Annotated in this window: 20 protein-coding genes; 7 read left to right on the top strand and 13 right to left on the bottom strand. The window is 61.1% G+C overall.

What is annotated here, in order from left to right; all coding sequences use genetic code 11:
• Window positions 1-76: 76 nt before the first annotated feature.
• Complete coding sequence (locus QP802_RS05740; protein WP_256001071.1) at window positions 77-553, top strand: inorganic diphosphatase; 477 nt, start codon at window positions 77-79, stop codon at window positions 551-553.
• A gap of 249 nt (window positions 554-802) precedes the next feature.
• Here QP802_RS05740 and QP802_RS05735 read toward each other — a convergent pair whose 3' ends face one another.
• The 3 genes from QP802_RS05735 to QP802_RS05725 all read right to left on the bottom strand — a co-directional run bounded on the left by QP802_RS05735 (window position 803) and on the right by QP802_RS05725 (window position 4,793).
• On the bottom strand, window positions 803-3,196 hold the full coding sequence (locus QP802_RS05735) for a hypothetical protein (RefSeq protein WP_284817790.1): 2,394 nt from the start codon (window positions 3,194-3,196) through the stop codon (window positions 803-805).
• Between the two features lie 9 nt (window positions 3,197-3,205).
• A complete protein-coding gene (locus tag QP802_RS05730) occupies window positions 3,206-3,988 on the bottom strand; it encodes a hypothetical protein (RefSeq protein ID WP_284817789.1) in 783 nt (260 codons plus the stop codon).
• A gap of 106 nt (window positions 3,989-4,094) precedes the next feature.
• Complete coding sequence (locus tag QP802_RS05725) at window positions 4,095-4,793, bottom strand: hypothetical protein (RefSeq protein WP_284817788.1); 699 nt, start codon at window positions 4,791-4,793, stop codon at window positions 4,095-4,097.
• A 49-nt stretch (window positions 4,794-4,842) separates the two neighbouring features.
• Here QP802_RS05725 and QP802_RS05720 point away from each other — a divergent pair, with 49 nt between their 5' ends.
• Window positions 4,843-5,133 (top strand): rhodanese-like domain-containing protein, encoded by a 291-nt coding sequence (locus QP802_RS05720; protein ID WP_070363433.1) that lies wholly within the window; start codon window positions 4,843-4,845, stop codon window positions 5,131-5,133.
• 42 nt (window positions 5,134-5,175) lie between these two features.
• Window positions 5,176-5,601: a MarR family winged helix-turn-helix transcriptional regulator gene (locus QP802_RS05715; RefSeq protein WP_070478157.1), complete on the top strand. Its 426-nt coding sequence runs from the start codon at window positions 5,176-5,178 to the stop codon at window positions 5,599-5,601.
• Between the two features lie 225 nt (window positions 5,602-5,826).
• Here the strand turns inward: QP802_RS05715 and QP802_RS05710 are convergent, their stop codons facing one another.
• From QP802_RS05710 to QP802_RS05675, 8 genes are all read right to left on the bottom strand, one after another.
• The gene (locus QP802_RS05710) at window positions 5,827-6,675 is read right to left on the bottom strand and encodes a class C sortase (RefSeq protein ID WP_284817787.1); all 849 of its coding nucleotides are present in this window, start codon (window positions 6,673-6,675) and stop codon (window positions 5,827-5,829) included.
• The gene (locus QP802_RS05705; protein WP_284817786.1) at window positions 6,672-7,910 is read right to left on the bottom strand and encodes an isopeptide-forming domain-containing fimbrial protein; all 1,239 of its coding nucleotides are present in this window, start codon (window positions 7,908-7,910) and stop codon (window positions 6,672-6,674) included. The genes QP802_RS05710 and QP802_RS05705 overlap by 4 nt, the downstream gene beginning before the upstream one ends.
• Before the next feature lie 11 nt (window positions 7,911-7,921).
• The gene (locus QP802_RS05700) at window positions 7,922-9,448 is read right to left on the bottom strand and encodes a SpaH/EbpB family LPXTG-anchored major pilin (RefSeq protein ID WP_284817785.1); all 1,527 of its coding nucleotides are present in this window, start codon (window positions 9,446-9,448) and stop codon (window positions 7,922-7,924) included.
• 5 nt (window positions 9,449-9,453) lie between these two features.
• Window positions 9,454-15,201, bottom strand: a complete 5,748-nt coding sequence (locus QP802_RS05695; protein WP_284817784.1) for a CshA/CshB family fibrillar adhesin-related protein — start codon at window positions 15,199-15,201, stop codon at window positions 9,454-9,456.
• 172 nt (window positions 15,202-15,373) lie between these two features.
• Entirely contained in the window at window positions 15,374-16,003 is a 630-nt protein-coding gene (locus QP802_RS05690; protein WP_284817783.1) for a DUF2335 domain-containing protein, read from the bottom strand.
• A 700-nt stretch (window positions 16,004-16,703) separates the two neighbouring features.
• Entirely contained in the window at window positions 16,704-17,603 is a 900-nt protein-coding gene (gene ppk2 / locus QP802_RS05685) for a polyphosphate kinase 2 (RefSeq protein WP_070478171.1), read from the bottom strand.
• Window positions 17,604-17,740: 137 nt separating this feature from the next.
• Complete coding sequence (locus tag QP802_RS05680) at window positions 17,741-17,869, bottom strand: hypothetical protein (RefSeq protein ID WP_284817782.1); 129 nt, start codon at window positions 17,867-17,869, stop codon at window positions 17,741-17,743.
• A 54-nt stretch (window positions 17,870-17,923) separates the two neighbouring features.
• Complete coding sequence (locus tag QP802_RS05675) at window positions 17,924-18,064, bottom strand: PorH family porin (RefSeq protein WP_284817781.1); 141 nt, start codon at window positions 18,062-18,064, stop codon at window positions 17,924-17,926.
• Window positions 18,065-19,887: 1,823 nt separating this feature from the next.
• Here QP802_RS05675 and QP802_RS05670 point away from each other — a divergent pair.
• A complete protein-coding gene (locus QP802_RS05670; protein WP_284817780.1) occupies window positions 19,888-20,550 on the top strand; it encodes a hypothetical protein in 663 nt (220 codons plus the stop codon).
• Between the two features lie 199 nt (window positions 20,551-20,749).
• Here the strand turns inward: QP802_RS05670 and QP802_RS05665 are convergent, their stop codons facing one another.
• Entirely contained in the window at window positions 20,750-21,073 is a 324-nt protein-coding gene (locus QP802_RS05665) for a GNAT family N-acetyltransferase (protein ID WP_284817779.1), read from the bottom strand.
• Window positions 21,074-21,452: 379 nt separating this feature from the next.
• Here QP802_RS05665 and istA point away from each other — a divergent pair, with 379 nt between their 5' ends.
• The 3 genes from istA to QP802_RS05650 are packed head-to-tail and all read left to right on the top strand — an operon-like array spanning window position 21,453 to window position 23,860.
• Window positions 21,453-22,802, top strand: a complete 1,350-nt coding sequence (gene istA, locus QP802_RS05660; RefSeq protein WP_284817778.1) for an IS21 family transposase — start codon at window positions 21,453-21,455, stop codon at window positions 22,800-22,802.
• A gap of 3 nt (window positions 22,803-22,805) precedes the next feature.
• Window positions 22,806-23,096: a hypothetical protein gene (locus QP802_RS05655; RefSeq protein ID WP_284817777.1), complete on the top strand. Its 291-nt coding sequence runs from the start codon at window positions 22,806-22,808 to the stop codon at window positions 23,094-23,096.
• Complete coding sequence (locus tag QP802_RS05650) at window positions 23,093-23,860, top strand: ATP-binding protein (protein WP_284817776.1); 768 nt, start codon at window positions 23,093-23,095, stop codon at window positions 23,858-23,860. The genes QP802_RS05655 and QP802_RS05650 overlap by 4 nt, the downstream gene beginning before the upstream one ends.
• Before the next feature lie 98 nt (window positions 23,861-23,958).
• On the opposite strand, the gene QP802_RS05645 is transcribed toward QP802_RS05650, so the two are convergent.
• The gene (locus QP802_RS05645) at window positions 23,959-24,189 is read right to left on the bottom strand and encodes a type II toxin-antitoxin system TacA family antitoxin (RefSeq protein ID WP_284817775.1); all 231 of its coding nucleotides are present in this window, start codon (window positions 24,187-24,189) and stop codon (window positions 23,959-23,961) included.
• Window positions 24,190-24,428: the final 239 nt, after the last annotated feature.

Here is a 24,428-nt window from a genome sequence, read left to right as displayed (position 1 = left end):
TAGCCCAAACCCACTGGGCGACGCAGCCCCGTATGATTAGTACCGCTACTATCAACGCGACTACAAAGGAGCGCACATGGCTGTCGAAGTCACCATCGAAATCCCCAAGGGTTCCCGCAACAAGTACGAACTCGACCACGAAACCGGCAAGGTCTACCTCGACCGCTACCTGTTCACCCCGATGGCCTACCCACTCGACTACGGCTTCATCGACGAAACCCTCGCCGACGACGGCGACCCAATGGACGCCCTCGTCCTCCTCCCCGAGTCCGTCTTCCCAGGCGTCATCGTCAAGGCACGCCCAATCGGCGTCTTCAAGATGACCGACGAAGCCGGCGGCGACGACAAACTCCTCTGCGTCATCGACGACGTCCGCTACGACCACTACCAGGACATCGACGACGTCTCCCAGTTCCTCAAAGACGAAATCGAGCACTTCTTCGTCCACTACAAGGATCTCGAGCCGAACAAGGAAGTTTCCGGCTCCGGCTGGGGCAACAAGGCAGAGGCTGAGAAGATCCTGCAGGCCTCCATCGACAACTACAAGAAGTAGGTCGCTGCTTCTAAGTGTTTGCCGCCTGGGTGTTCCCGGGCGGCTTTTTGCTTGGTCTCTTGCTCAGCCGTGCACCAAATTCCCTCATTTTCACAGAGCCTCTCGACATTTCCCCAGGTCGCTGGGAGTGCGTGAGTGCGGGAATTTGGTGCGCCCCCAGCCACCCTCAGTGCCAAAGGACGCAATTCCATCTCGCTGAGGCGGCGAAACCCCAGGTCACGAAAAAGCGGGTGCGTCCTTTGGCACTGACTAGAACTTGAGGTGGTCCTTCGCCCAGAACGCCGCAGCGCCAAGCAGCGCCAGCAGTGGCACCACGATCGCCGCGATGATGCCACCCTTCGAGCTGCCCTCGCAGTTCTCAGAGGATCCACTTGAGGAGCCATCCTTCGCGCAGGTAGCAGGCGCCCCAACGCTTGGCTCGGGTGTGAGCTCACTTGTCGACGTCTCCACCTCCGGCTCCGAAGTCTGCTCAGTTGTCCGCACGGCGGACTCGGTCGTGGTGGCGGACTCGGTCGTGGACTGGGTGGTCGTAGTGGCCTCGGTGGTGGTTGCTTCGACGCTCACCGAGGTAGAAGGTTCCGTCGAGGTAGTCGTCGGAGCGGCCGATGTCGTTTCGGTTGTCCGCGGCGCGGACGGCTCCGGCTCCGGTGCCTCCGAGGTCGAAGGCTCCGCGGACGGCTCCGACGTGGTCGACGTAGTCGTCGGCGTGGTTACTTCGACGCTAACCGAGGTAGAAGGCTCAACCGAAGTGGTCGACGGAGCAACCGAAGTCGTTTCGGTTGTCCGCGTGGTGGACTCCACCGAAGGCTCCACCGAAACTGAAGTAGAAGCCGAGGCCGAAGGCTCCTCCGAGGTGGAGGTTGGCGTCTCCGAGGTGGTTGGGGTGGTGGACGAAGGGGACGTCGTCAAGCTGGTTGAGGAGCTCGGCGTCGGCTCCTTCGCCAGCAGCTCGTCAAGGTTCTCCTGCGCCTCGTTGACGCGGAAGAAGGTGCGGTCGAGGTCGGCTTGCGCGTCGTTGATGAGCGGCGGGTAGTTCGTGCGTCGCATGATGTTCATGCGGGTCTCGGCGACCTTGTGGTCGAGTTTCGCGGCGTCGAGCGCGAGGCGCGCGGCCTGAACGCTGCGTGGCTTCACGGCGGGCTCGTACAGCGGCGCGTCGCATTGCGGCGGGGTGGCTCCGCAGTTCGGGCAGCAGCGAGGCGACGACGTGGAGGTCTCCGCACTTGTCGACGTCGCCACCGTCGGCGTTGTCCGCGTCGCGGAAGTCGTCGACGTGGTTGGGGTGGCCGACACGCTCGGGGTTGCCGAAGTGGTTGTCCGCGGCGCGGACGTGGTAGAAACCGGCGTGGTCGACGTGGTGGTGGTTACCGGCGCGGTTGTACTCGTCGTGCTTGAAAACGGCGTGCTGGACGTGGTCGATGTCTGCGTAGTCGAAGCCTTCGTGGTTGGCGTGGCAGACGTGGTTGGCGTCGTCGCCGGCGTCTCTGGCTTCAGCTGTTCGCGCAGCTTATCGAGGTTGTCCTGTGCCTCCTTGAGTGCCCGCTCGGCGTTCTTGAGGCGGTTCTTCGCGAGGATCTCCGCCACCTTGTCGGAGGCGTTCTGCAGCTCGACACCCGCAGCGTTGAATTCGGCTGCGGCCTGGTCAACGATGTGCTGCCCTTCCGCCTCGGTGGAAGGCTTCGGCGGCGCAACGTATGACGGCAGGGTGATGCGTTTGGTGCTCGTGGTCGGGGTCGGCTTCGGAGAAGGTGAAGGAGAAGGCTTCGGCGTCGTTGGAGTCGTCGACGTCGTCGGCACGACAGTGGTGGTCGAGGTCTTCTGCGTCGTCGGGGTAGGTACCGGCTGGGCGCTCGGGATGGTCGGCATCGGCAGTGGTGGCAGGTCCGGGAAGGACGGCTGGCTCGGAGACGAAGAGGGCGAAGAAGACGAAGAAGACGAGGACGTAGTCGGCGTCGGCTTCGGACGCTCGGACGTCGTCGAAGTCGTCGTGGTCACCAGCGGGGGAACAGGCGACGGCGACGGGGTCGGCGTCGGCTTCTGGCGCAGGTTGTTGCGCAGGATGAGGATTTCGGCGTCGAGAGGCTGCGGGGTAAGTCCCGGCTTACGCGAGCGACCAGAGACCATGAGCAGGTCGTCGCAGCTGTGCGCGAGTGCCATCGCGTGGCCCATTTCGTGCGCGATGGTCATGATTCGGCTGGTCGCGCCAACTGTGGACGCGAACATTTGCGGGCTAATCCGCACGGTGAGCGACGGCCCACCACCGGTCACGCGGCCGAGCACCGGCAGGCTTGGATCAACGAGCACGCTGACGGCCTCGGGCGTCTTGTGGTCGATGAACTTGATATCCAGGTACCCACCTCGGTCGCGCACGGCCTTGACCCACAGGTCGGCGGCGCGCTGGATGTCGGCGCGGTGGCCGGTCGTGTCGTACAGGTAGAGAGTGTTGTTGTGGATTCCTGTTTCGCCGGCGCCGGGGAACGTAAACCGCGAAATGTCCAGTTGCTGCCCCCGCTTGAACTGCGACTTCAACGCTTTGCATTCGCTGCCATTCGGCTGAACATCAACGTGCGCGTACGCGGGCGCTGTACCCCCTAGTACCAGGGAGAAAGTACAGACTGCAGCAAGGACATTTCGAGTTTTCACAAAGGTTTACTATATGAGGTATCGGCGCCCGTATGCAAAGACGGCTGCACCAATTATCGACGCCACCACCAACGCAAACAGCGCCCGCACCAGGGTGTTCGACCCGGTCTCAGCCGCGATACCGCGCTGCTCTGCCGCCGGGGCTTCTGCCTGCGCCTGTGCTGGAGCAGCCTGCTGCTGCGCCTCAACCGGCGCCTGACCTGCAGCCTTGGAGGTTGCCAGGCCCTGGCGTGCCACCTCAGCAGCGTTTTCTGCCAGCAGCGCGTTGGAGTCCTTCACCTCGGCGTCGGTTGGAGGCTCGTTGATGCGGGCCAGGTCGGTGACGTAGGTCTTGCCGTCAGCGTTGAGGTAGTACGTCAGACCACCAATCGCGAGCACTGCCGGAAGCGCGATCAAGCCAGCTGCAGCCGGTGCCGGGTTGTTCGGGTCAATGTCCTCGGCGGTGAACGGTACATCCTGGTGGTCGCCGGTCGGAGCTGGCTGCTCGACAGGGGTGGTTTCGGCGATGGTCTCCGCCGTTGGGGCCTCGGGGGCGTCGATAAGCCCGGCGACAGCCGCCTTCGCCACGTCCACTGCGCGCTCGCGGTCAGCCGCCGAGAGCTGGTCAAACGCAATGTTGACCAGGTTGCGGTCCGGCACGTAGTGGGTGCCGTCCTGGGTGAGGAAGTACTCGGCACCGTTGATGTCGTGGGTCACGGCCGGCAGCGGGACGTCCTGTGCCTGGGCCATGGGGGCGATGGCGGTTGCGAGCGCGCCGGTCATGACGGCGGCCAGTACGGTGTTGCGCTTCATTAGGGGCTCCTTTGCTCAACATGAAGTCTCAAGTCTTACTTCATGGTTTAGCCCCACTGTAGACGCACTTCACCCCAGCCACAAGTGTTTACACAAAAAACTTCAGTTACTTTGCGCCCGTATCGGTCGGTGGCGCATCCAGCACAGATGTGAATTGCCACCCAATCACCGCGTTGCGAACCGAGTCCGCCAAAATGTTGCGCGGCTGAATACAGGAGATCGTGAGCAGGCGCCCCGGGCGCGGACCATCACCCCATATATCGGCATCACCCGCCATCACCTCTTTCACCGGGTCATGCAGGTCAGTCGCGCGGTAGGACAACCACTTGCCACCGGCCGCCTCGGAGTCGGCGGTGCGCAGGTACAGCATGTCGCCGATATGGATGGTGTGGCGGTCGGAGGAGCCGTCGAAAAGCTGGTCAAAGACCCCATGCACCCCAGCACCCGTGTGACCCGCGACGACCACCAGGTCCTCAGCATCCGGGCCCGGCAGCGAGTACGGCTTATCCGACGCGGTATAGACGCACGCCTTATCTAATGTGGCGGGGTCCAGCGCGTCGGCGCGCACGCGGCACGGGCCGTCCTCGAACTGCGCACGAAGCCCCACCGAGGGGATAAACATCTCGAGCGGCTGCGACTGACCAAGCGCTGCAGGATCCTCTGCTGGAGGCTCGGGCGCAGGCGCAGGCTCCTCCTTGCCACACCGTACCGACAGCGAGACGAGCGCCATGAGCAGCACCAACGCCACTATTCGGCGCACCCAAAACACCCACTGCGGGGGGCGAGTTCGAGGAGGCGTGCGCATAGTGCAAATCGTAGCCGACACACCCGACACTTCCGCTACAATCGCGCACATGCAATCCATCAACGTCAACAAAGTCCCTGAAAACGCCCAGCTTATCGACGTCCGCGAGCCCGAAGAGTACGCCGAAGTCCACGCCGTAGGCGCCACCAACCTGCCACTGAGCGAACTGACCACCCTCACCGACCGGATCGACCCCGACCAGGACATCTACGTCATCTGCCGCTCCGGCGGGCGCTCCTCCCGCGCATGCGAATACCTCGAGCAGGTACACGGCTGGGAACCCATCAACGTCGAGGGCGGCACCATGGAATGGATCGCCAACGGGCTGCCCACCGAGTAGCACGGTTTCATTCCTGGCCAGCAGCCCGATACTCTGGGACTTATGGCCACGATTGAACTCCCAGAGGCGCTGACTACTTCGCCATCGTTCCAGATCGAACGCGTGCGCAGGCACACCAAAGACGAGGTGGAGCGCACCCTGGCGAAGCACGACTCCTCCATGCGCGAGTTCTGGGTGCTCAGCTGCGTCTCCGAGCAAGCACGCTCCCAATCGCAACTCTCCGAGCTGCTCGCCATCGACGCCTCCGACATGGTCCGCCTCATCGACTGCCTGGAGAAGCACGCGTGGGTCAAACGCGAACGCGACCCGAAGGACCGCCGCCGCCAAATCGTGACCGCCACCAAGAAGGGCGGCAAGGCCCTGACCAAACTCGCCGAAGAAGTGGCCGCCGCAGAGGAACGCGCCCTCGACGCCGCCAACCACAAGCAGCTCAAGAACCTCCGGAAGCTGTCGCAGGCGATTTTGTAGTTTTTGCCTGGCCTTGTTTCGAAGCGGAGTGCCAAAAGACGCACCCCCATTTGGACTAGTTATTCATACCTGCAGGCTAGAAAAGTGCTAGAGGTTTGAGAATGTCACATTTGGCATTCTCTCCGCCTTCAAAGCACCAAATTCCCGGTTTCCAGCAGACCCGCGCAGCATTTCCCCAGTTCGTCGGCTCGTCGCCGCGGATCGTGGTGCCCAGCCAACTCCCAGCTAGTCCTCGGCAGCGTCCCGGCGCCGACGCTTCCACCGCCGGTACAGAATCAGCAGCAACACCACTAGCACGATCAGGGCTACGAGGATCATCCACCAGCTAATCCCCAGGCCGGTGACGCGCGGTTCGGGGGCGTCGGGGTCGAGTGGCACTCGAATAGCGTGGACGAGCAGCCTGTCGGTGTTGAGTCCGTAGGGGGTGCAGGTGATGAGCGTGAGGCGGTCTTCGCCTGATTGGTAGCGTACGGCCTGGTACTGGTCCGGTTTCACGACTTCGCGGTCGACCATTTGGTAGCGCAGCCGCTGCCCCATCACGTCTATATAGATGTCTTGGCCCGCTTTGAGGGTGGGGAGGGCGTCGAACATGGCGGCGTTGACCATGCCGGTGTGGGCGGTAATGACGGCGTTGGTGCCGTCGCCGCCGACGGGGAGGGTGGAGCCGAACATGTGGCCTGCGCCGTCGTAGAGGACGTGGGGTGCGGTGGTGTGGTAGACGGGCAGGTCGACGCCGATGTCGGGGATGCGGATGCGCGCCATGATGCCCCCGGAGCCTGGCAGGTTGAGTTGTGCCATGTAGTCGGGCATGTCGGGGTCGTTTGAGGCGGGTGGGCGTGCGTGCGTGCCGGTGGCGAGGAGGCGTTGGTTGTAGTCGCGGGCGCGGGCGAGTTGGGCGTCGCGTTCTTCGGCGCTGAGGTTGGTGGTGTGTTCGCTGTAGGCGTCGGCTTGGCGGCGTAGTTGTTCGTTGGTGGCGAGTGTGGCCACGATTGGGTAGAGCAGCAGGAGCGCGCCGAGGATCAGCCCGATGAGCGAGATGAGGTTCCCGGCGCGTTTGCGGTTGGGCTGGCTCACTGGTCGTTCTCGTCTTCTTTTCGACGAGCCAGCAACCATCCCGCAACGATCAAGGCGAGGGCGAGCAGCGCGAGCCAGATGACGTTGGCGCCCGTGTAGGCGAGGACTTGGTCGACGCGGCCGCGCGGCCCGTCCTGCTTGGGCTGCCCCTCAGTTGTTGGTGTTGGTGTCTTCGGCGAGGTCCCCTGCGGGCCCGCAGGCGACGGTCCAGCCGGGCCCGATGAGCCTGCTTGCTCTGGCAACCCTGGCAGCAGCGGTATCAGCGGCAACAGGCCAAGCAGGCCCCACAGCCAGCGGCGATCCCCCTTAGAGGAGCCTTGCTGCGCGGGTGCCTCGATGAGCACGTCGGCGTGGGTGGCCTCCACGGTGACGTGGTTGCGTTCGGGGTCCATGCCGTTGGTGGTCAGGGTGGCGTCGGCACCTGCGGTGCCTGCCGCGGTGGCGCGTGCGTGTTGCTCCAGCGTGACGGTGGTACTGGCGTCAGTGGCTCGGGCGCGCGCGAGTTTTGCCAGGCCAGACTTGGTCAGGACTGCGCGCAGGCGGTTGCCTTCGCGGTGGAAGGTGACATCGCCTGGGCTGAGTGCCACCCCGTTGATGCGCACCGTAGGCTCCCCAGAGAACTCCAGGTTTCCGGCGAGCGTGAGGGTGAGCTCGTAGTGGCCGATGGTGCCGTCGTCAGATGGGTTGGGCGCCACCCCGCGGACGGTAAAGGTGACGTCCTCGCCTGGGTGGACGCGCTGGCGGTTGGCCTCGAGCGCCACACTGAGGTGCTGGGCTTTCGGCTCCACGGTGCGTGCGGACCCCTCCGTCACGGGTACCACGAAGGGCGCGAAGAAGACGTGCGACGCAGCCTTCGCCTCACTGTCGCCCAGCGTGAACAGGTACGCGCCGGGTTGCAGGCCGTCGAGGGTGACGCGCCCGCCGCTGGTGCGCCCGGTAGCGACGTCGACGATCGCGTCGGGCTGCGTGCGCAGCAACGCGGGGACGTCGAGGGAGGCCAGCGCCTCGCGCCCGGCCTGGGTGCTCATGTCCACTGTGGTGATGCGGGATGCCGTGACGGTGCGCTCCCCGATGGTATCCAGGCCGTCGACACCTGCGGCGGCGCGCAGGTCCACCGTGACGCTGCCCGGTGCCGCAGCCACCGCAGCGGGTGGGCCGAAAACGGGCATGCCGACGCCGGCAACGCCGACCGTTACGGCCAGCGCCACCGCCATCGCAGCCCCTGGGTTGCTCACTGCTGTCCTACTTATGCCTTGCGGGAGCGCAGCTGGTAGACAGCGCCGCCGCCGAAGAGGACCACGCCGAGTGCCAGGATGATGAGCATGGTGCGCTCACCAGTTGCTGGCAGGCGGCCGAACAGGTTGTCCTTCACGTTGTTGACGCTGCCGGTGAGCGTCTTCGTGGCTTCGTCGTAGGTGAGCGGCTGTGGCTCCGGGTTGTTCAGGTAGCCGGACACACCCTTGGTTTCGACGGCGCAGTAGTCGGCGAACGTGTTGTTCTTCTTGATCCGGTTGAGGCCCTTAGCCTTCGCCAGGGCGGCTCCGGCGTGCTCCTGGCCTTCGGCGACGGTCTCATTGGCGGTCAGGGTCGTTACGGTCTTGCCTCCGATGACAACGCGCTGGGCAGCGGTGCCTTGTTCGACCTTCCAGGATCCGTCGTCCTGCTTGGTGCAGGTGAAGATCTGGAACTGGGCGCCGTCGCCATTTTTGTCGCCGTCCTTGGCCTGCTTGTTCAGCAGCTTCGTCACCTCAACATTGGCGAAGTTCAGCGTCGTGGCGCCACCGTCCGGGTCGTCGGTTGGGGTGGTGTTGTGCGGCTTGTCGTCGTTGGAGTAGTACACCTGCGCGGTGTTGTCGATCGTGCCGTTCTCGGGCAGGTCGACCAGCGTCGCGTTGAACTCGGTGCGCACGGTCAGGCCCGGGTTCGCCGCGCGCAGCTCGCGCAGCTTCTGCAGGCCTTTCTCGGTGAACGTCACGTTGATGGTGTTGCCGCCCGCGTCGGGCACGGTGTAGTGGGTGTCGACGGCAAGCGTCTCAGGGGCGTCGTCCGCGGACTTCAGCACCTGCACCAGCACGGGGTGCTCGGCCTGGCTCCACTTGAGGTTCGCCGACAGCGTATCGACGACCCTCAGCTGGTCACCTTCCGGGTTCGGGCCGAATGCCGGGATGGGGGCGTCGATACGGTAGCGCGCGTTGTCTCCCAAGGTGGTGTTTTCGCTGATGAGCGACTTCTTCGGCTCGAGGATCTGGTTCTTCGGGCTGATGGTGCGCTCGTACTTCGCCTCGCCGTTTTCGAATGCTGGGAGGGTAAGCAGGAACGGGGTTGCCACGGAGTGCTTCGCGCCTTCGGCGCGCAGCTCGGTGACGCGGAAGAGGCCCACGCCGAGGTCCGTGAACACGGCCTCGCCGTCAGCGTTCGTGGCAACTTCCTTCGCCTTGAAGTTCGGGTCTGCCTGCAGATCGGCAACCTTCTTCTCGCCGGCAGCGGCGACGTCTTCCCAGCCCTTCGCGGTGTTCAGCGGCGCAGTCTCGATGCGCTCGACCTTGAAGGTGACGTCCTTGATGGTTGTCATGCCGTTGAGGCTGCCGCCCTCACCGATCGGCTCGCCCTCATACTTCTTGATCGTCAGCTTGGTGGCGTGGTTGACGTCGACCTGCGCCTGGGCGACGGCGGCTGGCATCGTCGCAACGATGGAGGCGCCCACCGGGCCGACAAACGCGACGGCCGCCGCGGTGGAAATTGCGAGTGCGGAACGGGAAATGATGTGTTTCATGGTGTCTAACTTTCTGTTGTTGGAGTTGTTGAGGTTGAAGTCTGTGTCAGGAAGCGTCGGGCGCTGAAACCGAAGAGCAACAGGCCAAGGAGCAGAATCCACACGAGTGTAGTGCTGCCGGTATCGGGCAACAACCAGCCGATGGTCGACGGCACCCGCAGCGCACCGTACGTGGATTCGGCGCTGACCATCCCGAGGGTGCCCGTAGCCGCCTGCAGCGTTGCGGTGCCGCGGTGACGGAACGTGCCCTCCGCGGGGATGTCCACCGTGATGGTGCACGTCGCGGTCTGGCCCGGAGCCAGCGCGGCGCGTGTTGCCTCACACGCGGCGGCGGGGATGGTGCCCTGCTCCCCGATGGCGTGCGGGCCCGCGGGGGTGTGCACCGTCATGCCTGCCAGGGCTGGGTCGCGAAGCACCATGTTGGACAGGTCGAACTGGCCGGTGTTGGTCAGCTGGTAGGTGATGTTCATGGTGGTGGCGTGATCAGGCAGCAAGGCGGTGTCCGCAACACTGGTCACGCTGGACAGCGGGGTGCCCGCGATCCGCTTGTTCAGGGCCACGCTGGCGAACTTGTTCAGCGCGGTCGCGGCCCAAGCGTCCCCGGCGCGACTGGTGTCAGTGGCATCGGGGGCGAGCACCTTGAATCCCACCGTTGGCGTACCCAGCTCGGTGAGGTAGCCCTCCCCCAGCTTGGCGCCCTGGGAGGTCAACGCGAACGTGTATGTGCCTTCCGCCTGTTGTTCCTCCACGGTGCACTCGCTGTTGACTGGCACCCCACGCAGCAGATGGGTCTGACCGCTTCGGAGTTGGAAGGGGTCGCGGGGGCCGTCGCCGCAGTTCGCGGTGAACGTATAGACGCCGTCAGTCTCCGGGGCGCCCGCGGCCCGCTTGGTGAAGGCAACGTCCACCGTGGCGCGCGGGTGGTGCGCCTGCACGCCGACGACCACCGCCGGGTCCACCGCCGCGTCGGCATCCGGTGCGTCCGCGGGGACGGCCACGGAGTACTCGTACTCCTTTGCGCGCACGTCCTGCGGCGCGACCTCGTCGACTGTGGCCGCAGGGCCCTTGTATGCGCCCCGCTCCCAGGCAGCAAAGCCCAGGTATGGGCGCCGGTCACCAGCGGCAACCTCCACCTCACCGCGGGCGCTCAAGGCTCCTGCGGAATCCATGGTCAGGCTGCAGGAAGTGCCCGCAGGCACCTCGAAGGTGCGAAGCCCGGTGACCGGGACGGCATCCTCGCGCGGCAGTGGGCGCTCAGGCACGTCCGCCAGGCCGAACTGCACACGCCCGGTGGACAAAGTGGCGTCGCCGTCCTTGCACACCAGCTGGCCGGTATAGCCTGCGGGGTCCGCGCCGTCGAGGTACCCGGTTTGGCGCATCGCTACCTGCAGGTTGGTGGTGCGGCGGCTCACCTGGTTCACCAGGTGCAGCTGTGCGCCGTTCGCCGTGACGTCCGCTTCGGCGCTGGGCTGCGCGGTGGTCACGCTCAGTTGCGCGGGCACGTTCTCCATCGCGATTTCGCGCAGGCTGCAGTGCGCGCCGACGGGCACCGCAGCGCCCGCGCTCCCGGCAGAGACGTAGCGCAGCCCGCCGTCCACCGCGGTGAAGTCAGCCGGCGTCAGATGCAGGGGCACGCCGGGGACGTCGGTTAGCTCGGTGCCAAGCGCCCGGCACTGCAGCGCGAAGCGCATCGTATTCGCCTCGCTGAGCAGCCGCAGGTCCGCGGGTGCGCCCTCGACGTCCTTGCGCAGGGTCAGCGGCGCGGTCTGGTAGGCGTAGCGGCTCGTCGCACGCACCGCGTTCTGCGCGGCGTCTTCCTCCACCACAAACGCTGGCGACAGCGCCACGGCGTTGGACTGCTCGAGTGGCTTGCCGGTGGCGAGCGTCGCGTCACCCCGGCTCACCGACCAGTCCACCGACTCCGGCACCACCGTCGCCTGCAGCGGACCGTCCTGCGTATCCGCCTGCAGATGCAGCGGCGCATACCCACCGAGCTCCACTGTGCAGGCCGCACCCACAGGCACGCCGTGAACGGTAACCGTGCCCTCTCCGTCCACGGTGGCGCTGCGCCGTAGCAGCTCGGCGTCGCCGTCGCGGCACACCACCGTCACCGGGTGTGCGGGTAGTACCGCGTCGAGCGTGTTGCCCGCGGCCTCGTACGCCGCACGCGCCTGACCAGGCAACTCGACCCCCGTCTGCACCGTGGCATCAGTGACGTGGCGGGAGAACGTATTCACGAACTCCACCTTGTTGCCCGCCTTCGCGATAGTAAACGTGTTGCCCGCCTTGCCATCAACGGTGGTGGTGGCCGCCATGTGGATGCCCGGCTCCGGGGTCAGCGGGTTCTCGGCAACGGTGCAGCTACTGCCAACCACCAGGTCATCCTGGGTAATCACCACGCCGTTGCGCACCGACGCCTGCAAGGAAGCGCCCGGGGTGCCGTCGGGCAGCACACAGCGTAGCGACGCCGGATACTCCCTCTGCAGCCACGCCTCCTGCTTCGCGGGCGCGATGAGGTGCTTCGTCGCCGGATCGAACTGGACGTTCTTCACGCCGGTGATGGTGGCCCGCTGGTAGGCGAACTCGTCCTCCATCGCCAGGGTGGCGCGCTCCCCGACCGTGAACGCTACGCCCGGCGCCAGCTCGGTGGCCTGCTCGCCGCCCGGCGCGTAGTGGCCCACGGTGGTGTGCGTGATCGGGTATCGAACGCCCTGGCTGTTGGTGCGCTCAGTGTCCAGCAGGGTGCGTCGTTCCAGGGTGCACTGGGTGCCCGCCGGGATCTCGGCGGCGGTGAAGGAGCGCTGGGCGCCGTCGACAAGCTGGAAGGCTGCCTGGAACGTACCGCACGTCAATTGATAATCGACGCCCACCTTCGGGTACAGCGCCTGCTCCCCGGTGTAGCGCTGCGTGATGGTCAGCCCGTTGCCGGTCGGGGTGAACGTGTTGTTCACCGTAGCCGTGTTGGTCGGGGCGGTGATGGTCAGCGTCGCGTTGTCCACGTCGGTGTCCCAGTTCACGCCGCCGGGCAGCTGCGGGCGATCCTCAGTGAAGGTACAGGTGTTGCCGTAGGGGACGCGCATGGTGCCGCCGGGGCTGTCGTCGACACGCGGGTCCCCGACCTTCAGCGTGACCGGCGCGCCGGGGGCGACCGTTGCGGCGCCCTCGAGCTTGACCGCTGTGACCTGCCCATTGGCGACGACGTTTCGGCTACCGCACGCGAAGTTGAACGTGTAATTCGCCGGCAGGCCGCGCACGCCGTTCGCGGTGACCGTCTTGGCCAGCTGTGCGGTGCCGTACTTGTAGTCGTAGGCGCGGTTGATGGTGAACGCCTCTGCCTTGCCGTCACCGACGGTCAGCGTCTGTGGCTCCACGGACGTACTCTGCAGCTCGTAGTTCTGATTCGGGCCGTCCTCAGGTGCGGGCGTCGGCGCCTGCGGGGTCAGTGTGCAGGTAGATCCCACCGGGATATCCCGGATCAGGGCGTGCCCGTCCTGCAGGGTGACGGTGCCTTCGCGCTTGGTGGCGTCGGGCGTAGTGCAGGCGTAGGCGGCGGTGAAGCCCTGTCGCGTCACGGCCGGGAGCGTCGCCGCCGGTCCGGTCAGCACCTGGTGGACCTCTACCTGTTCGGTGCGGTAGTCGTAGGTGCTGCGGATCTCCACGGGCACCGTCGGCTGCGTGCCATCGGCTGGCAGTCGGAGCGCTAACCCGTCCTGCTGCTGGGTCGCGCCGGTGGCGTCCCTGCTGGTCAGGGTAAGGTACTGCTGTTGCTCGGCCGTGAGCCCTTCGACGGGGCGCAGCACGCAGTCCTGCCCGCGTGGCACGTTATCCAGGGTTGCTGGGGCGTCACCCCGCACGATCACCTGGCGCGCCGGCGCGTTCGTGGCCGGGCAGCTGAGCTCAAACGTGAACTCCTGATTCTGCAGCGCAGGCGTCGCCGCCGGGCCCTGCACCAGGTGGCGCAGCTGCAGCGTCGCTGTCCGCGCGGTGTACTGATTGTCTGCCTCAACAGGGAGTACGTCAGCCAGCGTCACCTTCTTCTCGACGCCCCCTTGATTCGGCACACCGTGCTGCGCGCCATCCCACTGCAGGTCCAAATCAGCGCCCGACACCGCCGGGGGCGCCGTTTCCTTCAGGGTGCACGTAGTGCCAGCTGGCAGGCCGTCGACAAGCTGGGGGCTGCCAGGTGTGACCTCGCGGGAACCGCTCAACTTCACGTCCGGGTACGCGGCCTGGAACCCTTCAGGCGCCGCGCACGAATACGCGATGGTGAACTTCTTGCCGCTGAGCGCCGCGTAGTTGCTGGCCGTGCCGGTGACCCGCTTGTTCAGCTCCAGCGATGCTGGTGCGAAGCGGGACTTCCAGTGCACATTGCAGTTGATTTCGCGGTTCTGCTTGTTCGCGAACTGCACCTCCGCGCTGCCTGCCGCGCGGTCTTCACTGAACCAGATGCCGAGGCGTTCCGCCTCCGCCCGGCTCAGCGACGCACCGTTGTGGGTCAGCCGCGTCGGCGCGTCCCCGGCCTTGGCACCGGGCTCGTAGATGAAGGTGTCCGTCTCGCCGTCGGCGGAAATCGCGCTGCAGGTCCACTCCGGGGAGTAGCGACGAAACGCCAGCTCCTTGCCACTCATCGTCGACAGCAACCCGACAGTATCTTCCGGCACACCCTCCGCGTTCAGACGGCGCAACACCGGCGTGGTGCTCGAGCCAGCGACGGGCTCAATCCAGTTGCGCTGCTGCCCGTCCTGGGTGAAAATCCTGGTCACAGGCTTGTCTACGTCGCCTGTGAACGCCTCCTGCGCCACCGTGTCCGCGGTGCCTAGCTCCTTGCCTGTCTGGGTGGAGATGCGGTTGAGCGCGATCGCCATCGCGAACGCCTGGTTACCGCGGGGGTCCGGGTTCCTCGCGGAACCACCCGAGTTCGACGCAATGCCGATCTCAAACGCCGTCGGCGAATCCAACCCAACAAGGAAGGTGCCGTAGGTGCCTCCGGATTCGTTATCGCAGATGAAGTCGCGCTTCTTGCCGCCCATGTTGGCCCACTGCCACTGATTCCTCTCGACGCCCGCCCCATACGTCTTACGGCACGCCTCACGACTGCCCTTCGGCGTCAGCTTAATTGGTGGGTTCACCGTGCCCGTGCCACCCGAATTGGAGATGTCTACACTGATCATCTCACCGCCAAGCACACTGCCTGTGGACTCAGCGTCCGCAACCATCATGCGAAACGACGGCAGCGGCTGCCCCCGGTACGTAAACTTCACATCCCGAAACGACAACCGAACGAAGCGGTTCTTCTCCGTCTGAAAGATGTCATTCGCAGTGGCGCCTGTCTCCGCAACAAAGAACGACTGGCCCGCAATCTGGTTACCGAACGCCGCACGGCTCCACGGCGGCTGCTGCCCGGCCGACAAACTGCCTTTATTCGACCCAGTCCCCGTATCCGAGGCCTCCACCGTGACCGTGTACGTCAGGGTGTAATCCCCGAAGTGCTTCGTCACATTGTGCGTCCCCGGCTTCGCGATATCCGACGCATCAATCCAACACATCTGGTTCGCCCACTTCTTGGCGTCCCCATCGGCTTTACGGAAGGAGCAGTCCCCAATGTTGACGCGGCTGTTGGTGTCGGCTGCGCTCGCGGTACTTTGGCCTCCGAGCACCGTCACCAGCGCGAACAGCATGGACACGATTACTGCCGCTGTGGCCCGTCGCAGTCGAGGCGGTTCGCCAAGTACTGGCCAACCCGCTGTTGTCATGAAACCGCCCTTTTGCTGTGCTCCAGCTTCTATGGAAGCTTCTGTGGATGTAAAACACCGCAATCGTACCGCCCCCAAGCAGAGAACAGCAATACTTACAGGGCTGTAAGAAACCCCAGGTTAATAGGGGTGCGCGTTTGCTTTTGGTGGGCGCACTATGAGGCACTCCACTTTACCTTGCTGAGCTTTCTTCCCCTTTTCCTGAGGGACCCCATTGGGTCTTCCTCTTGGGAATAAACATACTGCCCAACAGGCTTAAGAACCCGAGAATCCCCATGCCCGTTGCAAATGGAGTTCGATCAAGCAGCTCAAGAATTACTGCCACAGCCAAAAACAAAACCGCTAGGCAGACAAACATCCACTGTCCTCTTCTCACCGCTCTGCCCTCTTCACGGATTGATGCGGCTAGGGCGTAGTTGACTTCGGCGTTGGACCTTGTCGCTTCATTCGCCGCGCCAGCAGAGTCCTCTGCCATTGCGACAATTCTGTTCGCTAAACCAGCTTCGACCTCTTCGTAAGCTTGAAGCTCACTAGGATGAGGCAAAGGAGCAACTCGCATCACGCTCAAGAGGTCATGCGTGACCCTGTTACTAACCTGATCTAGCACCTCGGCTTCTAAAACATCATCTTGTTCTGAGAGTCGATCGCCTGCCGAAGTGCCTGCCCCGTTTGCTTCCACGCTTTCTCCAGATTTTCCGCTGGATCGTGGATACGTGCTTCCCGAATTATCCGACCGTCGCTGGAGCGAGCTATCACCCTGCCATGGGCCATGTTGCGCATCGTTCGAGTGCTCATTAGCCATCCCGCCTCCTTCTCCTGCTAAAGAACGTTTATTGTCCCATAGCCGTTACACTATGACAATTATGCCATCGGCATCCCTTTTTGACAGGTAAGTACAGGCGGCATCAGCCTCCAACGTCCACACACCAAATTCCTCAATTTGCCCCCATCAAGCCCGACGTTTCACCAGTTCACAATACTCGAGCCCCATACGAAATCTGCCCCCCTAGACCGACCTCCCCCGCAGGCTCGAGACACCTCAACGATTAACTCTCTAACCGCCGGTCCGTCCGTTTCAGCCATTAATCCCACACCAACTCCGCGCAGAAGTCGCCCTCTGCATTACTTGTTAGCAGCGCGGCTTTGTACAACAAGCTTTGCATGCAAACGGGCTACCCATGCTAGAGTGTCCGACTAGCGAGCACATGCCAGGCGCATGTGCATCCATCCTTGAGGCCCCCATCTTTTGGGGGCCTCTTGCGTTGCACCTTTATTGAAAGCCCCGCTTAGGGCTTGAGTGCTTGAGGGGATAACTCCCATCTGCAATTCTGTTCACAAAACCCCGACTCCGCGCGTGATGACTATCCCATGCCAAAAATTGAGCCTTAGTCGCCTTAAGGGACATCGTGCATGAAATCCCCGCCAATCCAAGCGCCCCAAACAGAAAAGCAGCAACGGAAAGTCCCACCCTTCCGTTGCTGCCTCCCAGATAGGCCTACTCCCTAGTCCCCGATCTGATCACGACCACGCTTCACGATCAGCGGATCCGGCGTCCCCACCACATCATGATCCTTGTTGGTGTATTCGAACTTGCTCAGGATGTAGCGCATCGCGTTGAGGCGGGCACGCTTCTTGTCGTTCGACTTGATGGTGATCCACGGCGACTCGTCGGTGTCCGTGTAGCGGAACTGTTCTTCCTTCGCGTTGGTGTAGTCGTCCCACTTGTCCAGGGACGCGAGGTCCATCGGCGAGAGCTTCCACTGGCGGACGGGGTCCACCTGGCGGATGGCGAAGCGGGTTCGCTGCTCCTTCTGGGTCACGGAGAACCAGAACTTGGTCAGCGAGATCCCGGAGCCCAGGATCATGTTCTCGAGCATCGGCACTTCGCGGAGGAACTCGGCGTGCTGGGATTCGGTGCAGAAGCCCATGACGCGCTCGACACCGGAGCGGTTATACCAGGAGCGGTCGAAGAACACGATTTCGCCGGCGGCTGGGAAGTGTTGGATGTAGCGCTGGAAGTACCAGGAGGTGGATTCGCGCGGGCTCGGCTTTTCCAGGGCGACCGTGCGTGCACCACGCGGGTTGAGGTGCTCGTTGAAGCGCTTGATGGTGCCACCCTTACCTGCTGCGTCACGGCCTTCGAAGATGATAATGTGACGCTGACCTGTGTCTTTGGTCCAGTTCTGCCACTTCAGCAGCTCGATTTGGAGGGCACGCTTTTGCTCTTCGTATTCGTGCCTGCTGAGGCGTTCTTCGTAGGGGTAGTTTTCGCGCCAGGTTTCGATTGGCGTCCCGTCCGGCATGAGCAGCGCCGGGTCATCTTCATCGGTGTCGTCGACGATCCAGCCTTCTACGGCGGCGAGGTCGATCATTGGGAGTTCGTCATCCTTGTGGTCAGCCATGTATTTAGCTTAACCCCATTGCCCCCGTATCGGCGCTGTTTGTTGGTTTTTATTTATCGACGCCACCCCCGTTTTCCCACGCCCGTCCTAACGAGTAAACCCCGCCACGTTTGTGGCGGGGTTTGTATCAGGGGGTCTTAGGAAATCAGACCGATCAGCTTCGCGATAGCGTCTGCACCTTCACCGAGCTGCTTCAGGATGGTGAGCAGCGCGCCAGCTACGTGGTCGTCAGACGAGAGGAACTTCCAGTTCTCAAGTGCCTGCATGTGTTTACTCCTTTGAGTGTTAAAGCTAGTGGGTTGATTCTCGTTAAGCTTTTGTTAGTTTGGCAGCTCGGTCTTCTTCTGACCCAGCTCACCGAAGTTGATCAGCAGGTCCGGAACGAGACGGAACAGCTTGACAATGTTGCCAGCAAAGGTGCTGAAGTCCTTCAACGCGTCGGTGATGACTGCGAGATCCATACTTACCCCTTACAGGTTATGACATAGTGGGCATTTCGCCCGGATATCTGAATTTCTTATTCTCGACCCCCTGCTGGGGTGTCTTAGTGGCTAATTTTGCACGTATTTTTAGCTCACGTCAAGGCCTTGAAAATGATTCACCTCACATTAGGGGCACCCGGCGCGTGTACCTTACATACATAACACATCCACAAACTTTCAAGTAAGTTTCCCCAGCACATTCCACAAAAGCATAAATACTACCTAAGCTGCAGAAATGCGTTTATACATGTGGCTGCGAACTATTCTTCCACCGTTCCTTTAAACTTCCTGTATAGAAGCGACATCCGAACCATTATTTCGCCGTCCCCCATTTCTGAAAGTTCACTGAGCGTGGCCCGTTGTGACCAAAGCGCTCACCCACCAACAAGAAGCGTTCGACATTAGCGAACGTTCGGTAATACCGAACACCCCTGGCTAACAGGCATCCACACTTACAAAAACGAACAGCCCGAGCCATGTTGACCGGCATACGCCCCTTAGACCAGATTTTTTCACCCGGCTGTAAAAGCAAACCAATGTCGGCGCTATGACAGCTCCTCATTTCGGTGGTGCTTCCACATGGTTTCCCCGCGATCTTCGGAGGCGGGTTTTCCCTCGGCCCGAACTAGTGGCCGAACTTCGCAACCACAACACGTAGCTACGCAGCACCAATCGCTCAGTACGCGGGTCCTCCCCATTGACGACGCCATCAACGACCCTCGAGCGCCAGGACAAAAACCTGCAAATTGCGGCAGCTCGCTGAACAGAGTTGTTGAGATCTCGGGGCGGCACTAGCCCTCTCAAATCCATTCGCGTCGAGGGCCTAAAGCAGTGCGACGCTGGTAGGCAAAAACCGGCCCGAGACAACCAAACCGCGCGACCTGCATCGTTCAACATCTATCTAACGCTTTAAACCCCGACCCACCTAGAACCAATCTCCCGGGGAACTTCCGAAGTGGTTGTCACAAGCCCTCGCAAATGAACTTCACCTCTCGCAGGAAGAAGTATCGGCGTTGGACAAGGCAAAAAGCGCAGCGACTGCTCGCAGAGCACTGGTCATGGCAAAGGAGCATTGGCCCATGTAGGGCGTGGTGCTATTTGTACTCAACACCATTCGCGTCGAGGTGTTAGAGGAGTGCAACGCTGGTCGGGAAAACCTGCTCCAGACGTCCAAAACACGCAACATGCCCATCGCTCGACATCTATCTAACGCTTTAGACCACGGGGAACGCGCCCACCGCGACCATCACATCCCCTACCTCATCCGCAAGAAAGCAGCTTAAAAGCCCTGGGAGCATGCGCTAGGCAGAGACCAAATCCAGGGCATTCGCCACCTAGTGTACAGTTAACACATGGTATCTGCAAGCGAACTTGTGCACGATGGCATCCTTCCTGCCCCGAGGTTTGCCCCTTACCAGCAAGAATCTTTGGGTGACGACAAAGATGCGGATCGCCTCTACGAATGGCACGCCCGAATGTCCTCAGCCTGCATGGAGTTACTGTCTCATTTCGAAGTTATATTGCGGCACTCTATAGACTCCACCTTGGCTGTCCACTTTAGTGAAAGCAGTAGAGGCATTCCCTGGTTCCTTATGAACACGAGCCTGGCCAAGGGACTAGAAGAAAAAATACGGGATGCTAGACAAGACTCAGCCCGGTTCAACTTCGAAAGTAGAGACCAGATAGTTTCTCGCCTCACGTTTGGCTTTTGGACAAATATGCTTTCCAAAAAGCGTGACGAACTTTGGCAAACAGCTCTACACAACGCTTTCCCAAATGCGCGTCGCCCACGATCTGAAGTAATGAGCCATGTGGAGGGCATTAGAAAGTTTAGAAATAGGGTCGCCCACCATGATTCTCTACTGGGCGTTGATATACCTTTCGAGATAGATCGAATATTCCTGGTTACTGGATGGATCAACAGTTCTGCGGAAAATTGGCTTAGGGAAATAAGTAAATGCCACGAAACATATGACTCTCGCCCAGTAAACCCCCTAAACACTGTAATCGTCCCGGCGAAAATAGCGTGGAAAACTTACACGGACACAAGCGTCTACATTTGCCAACCGGGACGGTTCTTCCGAGATGTGTCAAGGATAGCGTTCTATAACAACAAGGAAATAAAACCTTTGGTGCCTGAGATTCTGGAGCGACGAGACCACGTGCCCTGGAACGACAAAGAAGCTCAACGACTCGAGGAAACGGGAAACCCCAACGATAGGATTGTGTCTGACGCAATTAGAGCATCGAAAGCTATGAAGGACAGTAGCGGAAATCCGCTGTACATAGAGGGCGCTTATCAGATTTTCATTCTCTCCGACAAGCAGGATCTCCAGAAAACCAAGAAGATGAAAAGCATCGTCCACCACAGTAAAAGCGGAAAAGGTAGTGCCTATGTTCGGAAACAACGTTACTGCTCTCTCGGCTCTCTCCTAAACGCCTCTACGACTGACGATATTGGTTAGGCCGCATTTCTTTACAGTGAGGACCGAGCAGCATTCTTTGTAAAGTAAGGGACAATGCAGCGTTGCTGTTCTCGGCAAAGCGTCAATCAGCGACATTGTTGTCTGTGGGCAGTCATAGTCATGGACTAGAGCACGTCCAATGGACGACGCCAACAAAGCTTCCAAGTTGTCTGGCCAGACGGAGCTAGCACAGCCCCCCTCACGCCATGTACCGCTCTATCCCCTTCACCGACAGCAGAAGATGCAACGGTTGGCCCGGCAGCTCCTGAAACCCCGCGTGCTGCATGTAGAACCGCTTCGCCTGCTCATCCAGCGCGTGCACAACTACCGCCGCGGCACCGACCTCAACGGCAACGGTAAAGCAGCGCTCCAACGCATCACGCAGCAGCGCCTTGCCGACGCCTTTCCCCTGAGCATCCTGGTCAACCGCAAGTCGCGCAAGGATGATCACCGGAATGGGATCCGGCCGCCCCTTCACAAAACGTTCCGGCGCAGCCTTAGCGACGATGCCCCCAGTACACACCGCATAGTAACCAGCGCCCGCTCATTCCACGTCGATCCATACACCGCACAGTGGTGGCACCCTGGTTTTGCATCGCGTAGCGGTGAAACCACGTATCAAGCGACGCCTCCCCGCACCGAAACTCAGCCCGATTATCCGACTTCTCCAACCGACGTGGCGGGTGAAGAATCCCATCAGCGTCCAAAGCTGAACTCCTTGCCAAAAGAAGTCTCCTCCGCAAAAAGCGTACCTAGCCTGTTGCGACCGGCTATTTGGTAGCAGTGTCGTGACTATCCGGTAGCACAATAGTGAGTATCTGGTAGCGCTGCACATCTCCTCACGTTCATACTTCCGGTAGCCACACCACACGGGTGTGGCATCAACCGGAAGGAGTCCGCTCATGACGGATTACCGCGCGATAATGACGTTGCTGATCAAACAGCGTTCTTATCGCCAAATAGAACAACAACTCGGGTGCTCGCACCGTGCAATCGCACGCGCGAACCACACACTGCGAACCTGTGGGTTTAGCACCGTTGAACAAGTCGCAGCGCTGACAGACAACGAGCTAGACGAGTTGTTCGTTGACAAACGAAGTACCGGGCAAGGTGAATTCGTCCCGATTGACTTCGAAAAAGTCGTCAAAGCCCGCACAGGACGTACAAAGCAGACCCTGCAAGTCTTATGGGCACGCTACACCACCACCCCAGCCGGTCCGGGGCAGCGTCACTACAGCTACGACAGGTTCCGCCAACTTGTCGCAGCACATGTCGACGCGACCGGGCTTTCAGCACGCATCACACACGCACCAGGACACACCATGCAAGTCGACTGGGCAGACACCAAGATGCGACTGTTTGACCCAACCGGGAAACCGGGTGCAAAAGTCAGTATCTTTGTCGCCTCTCTTCCATACTCAGGGATGCTGTTTGCCTGTGCGTGTGCTGACCAACGCCAACAGGCCTGGCTTGATGCTCACCGGTGTGCACTCGAATACTTCGGTGGTGTCTGCCAAGTCGTCGTGCCTGATAACGCGTCGACTGCGTCGAACGCAATCAGTACGTCAGATAGAAACCGGAAGGTCAATGACACCTACGAACAGTTCTTGGAGCACTACAACACTGCAGCTCTTCCTGCCCGCCCGCGTCGACCGAAAGATAAAGCGAATGTGGAAGCCGCAGTCAAAATCGTCACACACAAGATCATCCATGCACTCGATGGTCACCAGTGTGTTGATCTTGACGAGCTCAATGACAAGATTGTCAGCCTTGTCGATGCAATGAACGATGCCACGCCGTTTCGGAGTCAGCAATCAAGCCGCCGGGACCTGTTTGAAACCTATGAGCAGCATCTTCTTGCCGATCTACCGCAAACACCATGGCAGCACACCGAATGGAAACGCGCGAAAGTCGCACCAGATTTCCACATCATTGTTGCCACGGTGCGCTACTCGGTACCGCATCAACTCGTTGGGCGCACCGTCGATGTGCGTATCACCGGCCAGGTACTGACAGTCTTTGATGCAGTTCAAACCGTTGCAACCCACCGGGTTTCACATACACGCGGGGCCTATGTCACTGACTGCGACCACATTCCCTCAGGCATGGATACCACACGCGGGTTGTGGACGAGTGAGTACTTCTACCGTGAAGCCAGCAAAGTTGGGCCGGCAACACGCAAAGTCATCGAAGAGCTCATCGCAGCAAAAGCAATCCCGGCCCAGGCTTATCAGTCGTGTCGCAACGTGTAGTCGATGGGCAAACACGCCAACAAACCCATTTTGGAAGAGGCCTGCCTGCGCCTGACAGCCAATGATGGCAGCCGACGTGCCGTGTCCTATACCGCAGTGAAAAACATGATGGCCGCGGTACGCAAAGAGCACACCACCCGACCCCGCGGGTTCGACCAAGCACAACGCACTACTCCACCAATCTTGCCTGATTCGGCTGTGATTGAACATCGCGATACCACTGGGGCACTACTTGGCGGCGCAGACCAGTTCAGCATGGACAACCTTATGAAGAAAGGAACCCGAAACTCATGACAAACTCAACCCCGCCAATGGATCGATTTCTTGATGAATCTGTCCTTGCTGACTTCACCGCGTTGCGTATGACCGCGTTCGGTAAAACCGTGATCGACATTGCTAATGACCCAGCATTCGACACGTGGACGTTTTCACAAAAGGTGCTCTACGCACTAGATAAGGAAGTCGCGGCCAGGCGTGAACGACGCATCAACAAACTTTTGAAAGCATCCCGATCGCCAAACCTTGATGCTTGTCTTGAAAACGTGGTGTGCACACCTGCCCGCAACATCAACCCGGAGCAAATCAGCCGACTCGCTCATGGTCAATGGTGCCATTTGGGACAAAACATTGTCATCCTGGGCAAATCCTCAGTCGGCAAGACCTACCTGGCCCAAGCATTAATCAACGCGGCATGCCGCAACGATTACTCCGCGAGTTTCTACCGCACGGACATGCTTGCAGCACAACTTGCAGTCTTACAGCCCGATAACCCCACCCGGTTGAAGTTCATTGAGCAACTCCACAACGTGGACGTACTTGTCCTGGATGACTTTTTAACCACGCCGATTGATGCTGCCACGGCGCATCAGATATTTAATATCCTCGCCGCGCGCGAACATACCGGCTCGACGATTGTGACCTCCCAGTTCACCCCGAAAGACTGGTATGCGTCGATTCCTGACGCGGTCATTGCAGAGTCGATTCTCAACCGGCTTGTCGTTGGTGCTGAGATCATCACGCTGGAAGGACCGAATATGCGCTTAGAAGCCAACGAGTAACCCTCCAACGTCTCCGTGGCCCCTGGGTGATCCCTGCGCTACCGGGTACTCACTCAGGTGCTACCGGATACTCACCACGCCGCTACCATTTCAATCTTCTAAACACCTAGCCGAGAAAAGTCCGCAGGCTGGGCAAGCAACTCCTCCACACGAGAAAAATCGTCCATCCCCAACGCGAAGAGTCGCTGATCAGCACGCACCCTGGCAGCGCGCTCAACAGCACTCTCCAGCACGAACTGCGACACCGAGGAATTCGTCACCTCCGCCGCACGCCGCAGGCACTCCTCCTGCACTGCCGATGTACGCAGATTCAGTCGTCTATCCTTCACAGCCATTTCAGCCTCCCAAAACTCTTGTACTCACAATGTGCACACACAAGAAGTCGAGGGCAAGGCTCGTAATTTGAGAGTCACCATCGCCACGGGTGCAGGTCTTCCTTATCGACGACGGCCCCACCAACCCAAAGAACACAATCTTCTCTGAGCGCGGCCTCCCATAAGCCTCAAAAGGGGCATGTTCAAACTCCCCCGATGCCCCCCTAAAAACAAGCACCCCGAGAGACCTTGAC

Source organism: Corynebacterium sp. UMB10119B, assembly GCF_030228125.1.
Classification (GTDB): domain Bacteria; phylum Actinomycetota; class Actinomycetes; order Mycobacteriales; family Mycobacteriaceae; genus Corynebacterium; species Corynebacterium pseudogenitalium.
The sequence above is the reverse complement of the archived record's forward strand: the minus strand, read 5'-3'. Positions and strand labels throughout refer to the sequence as shown.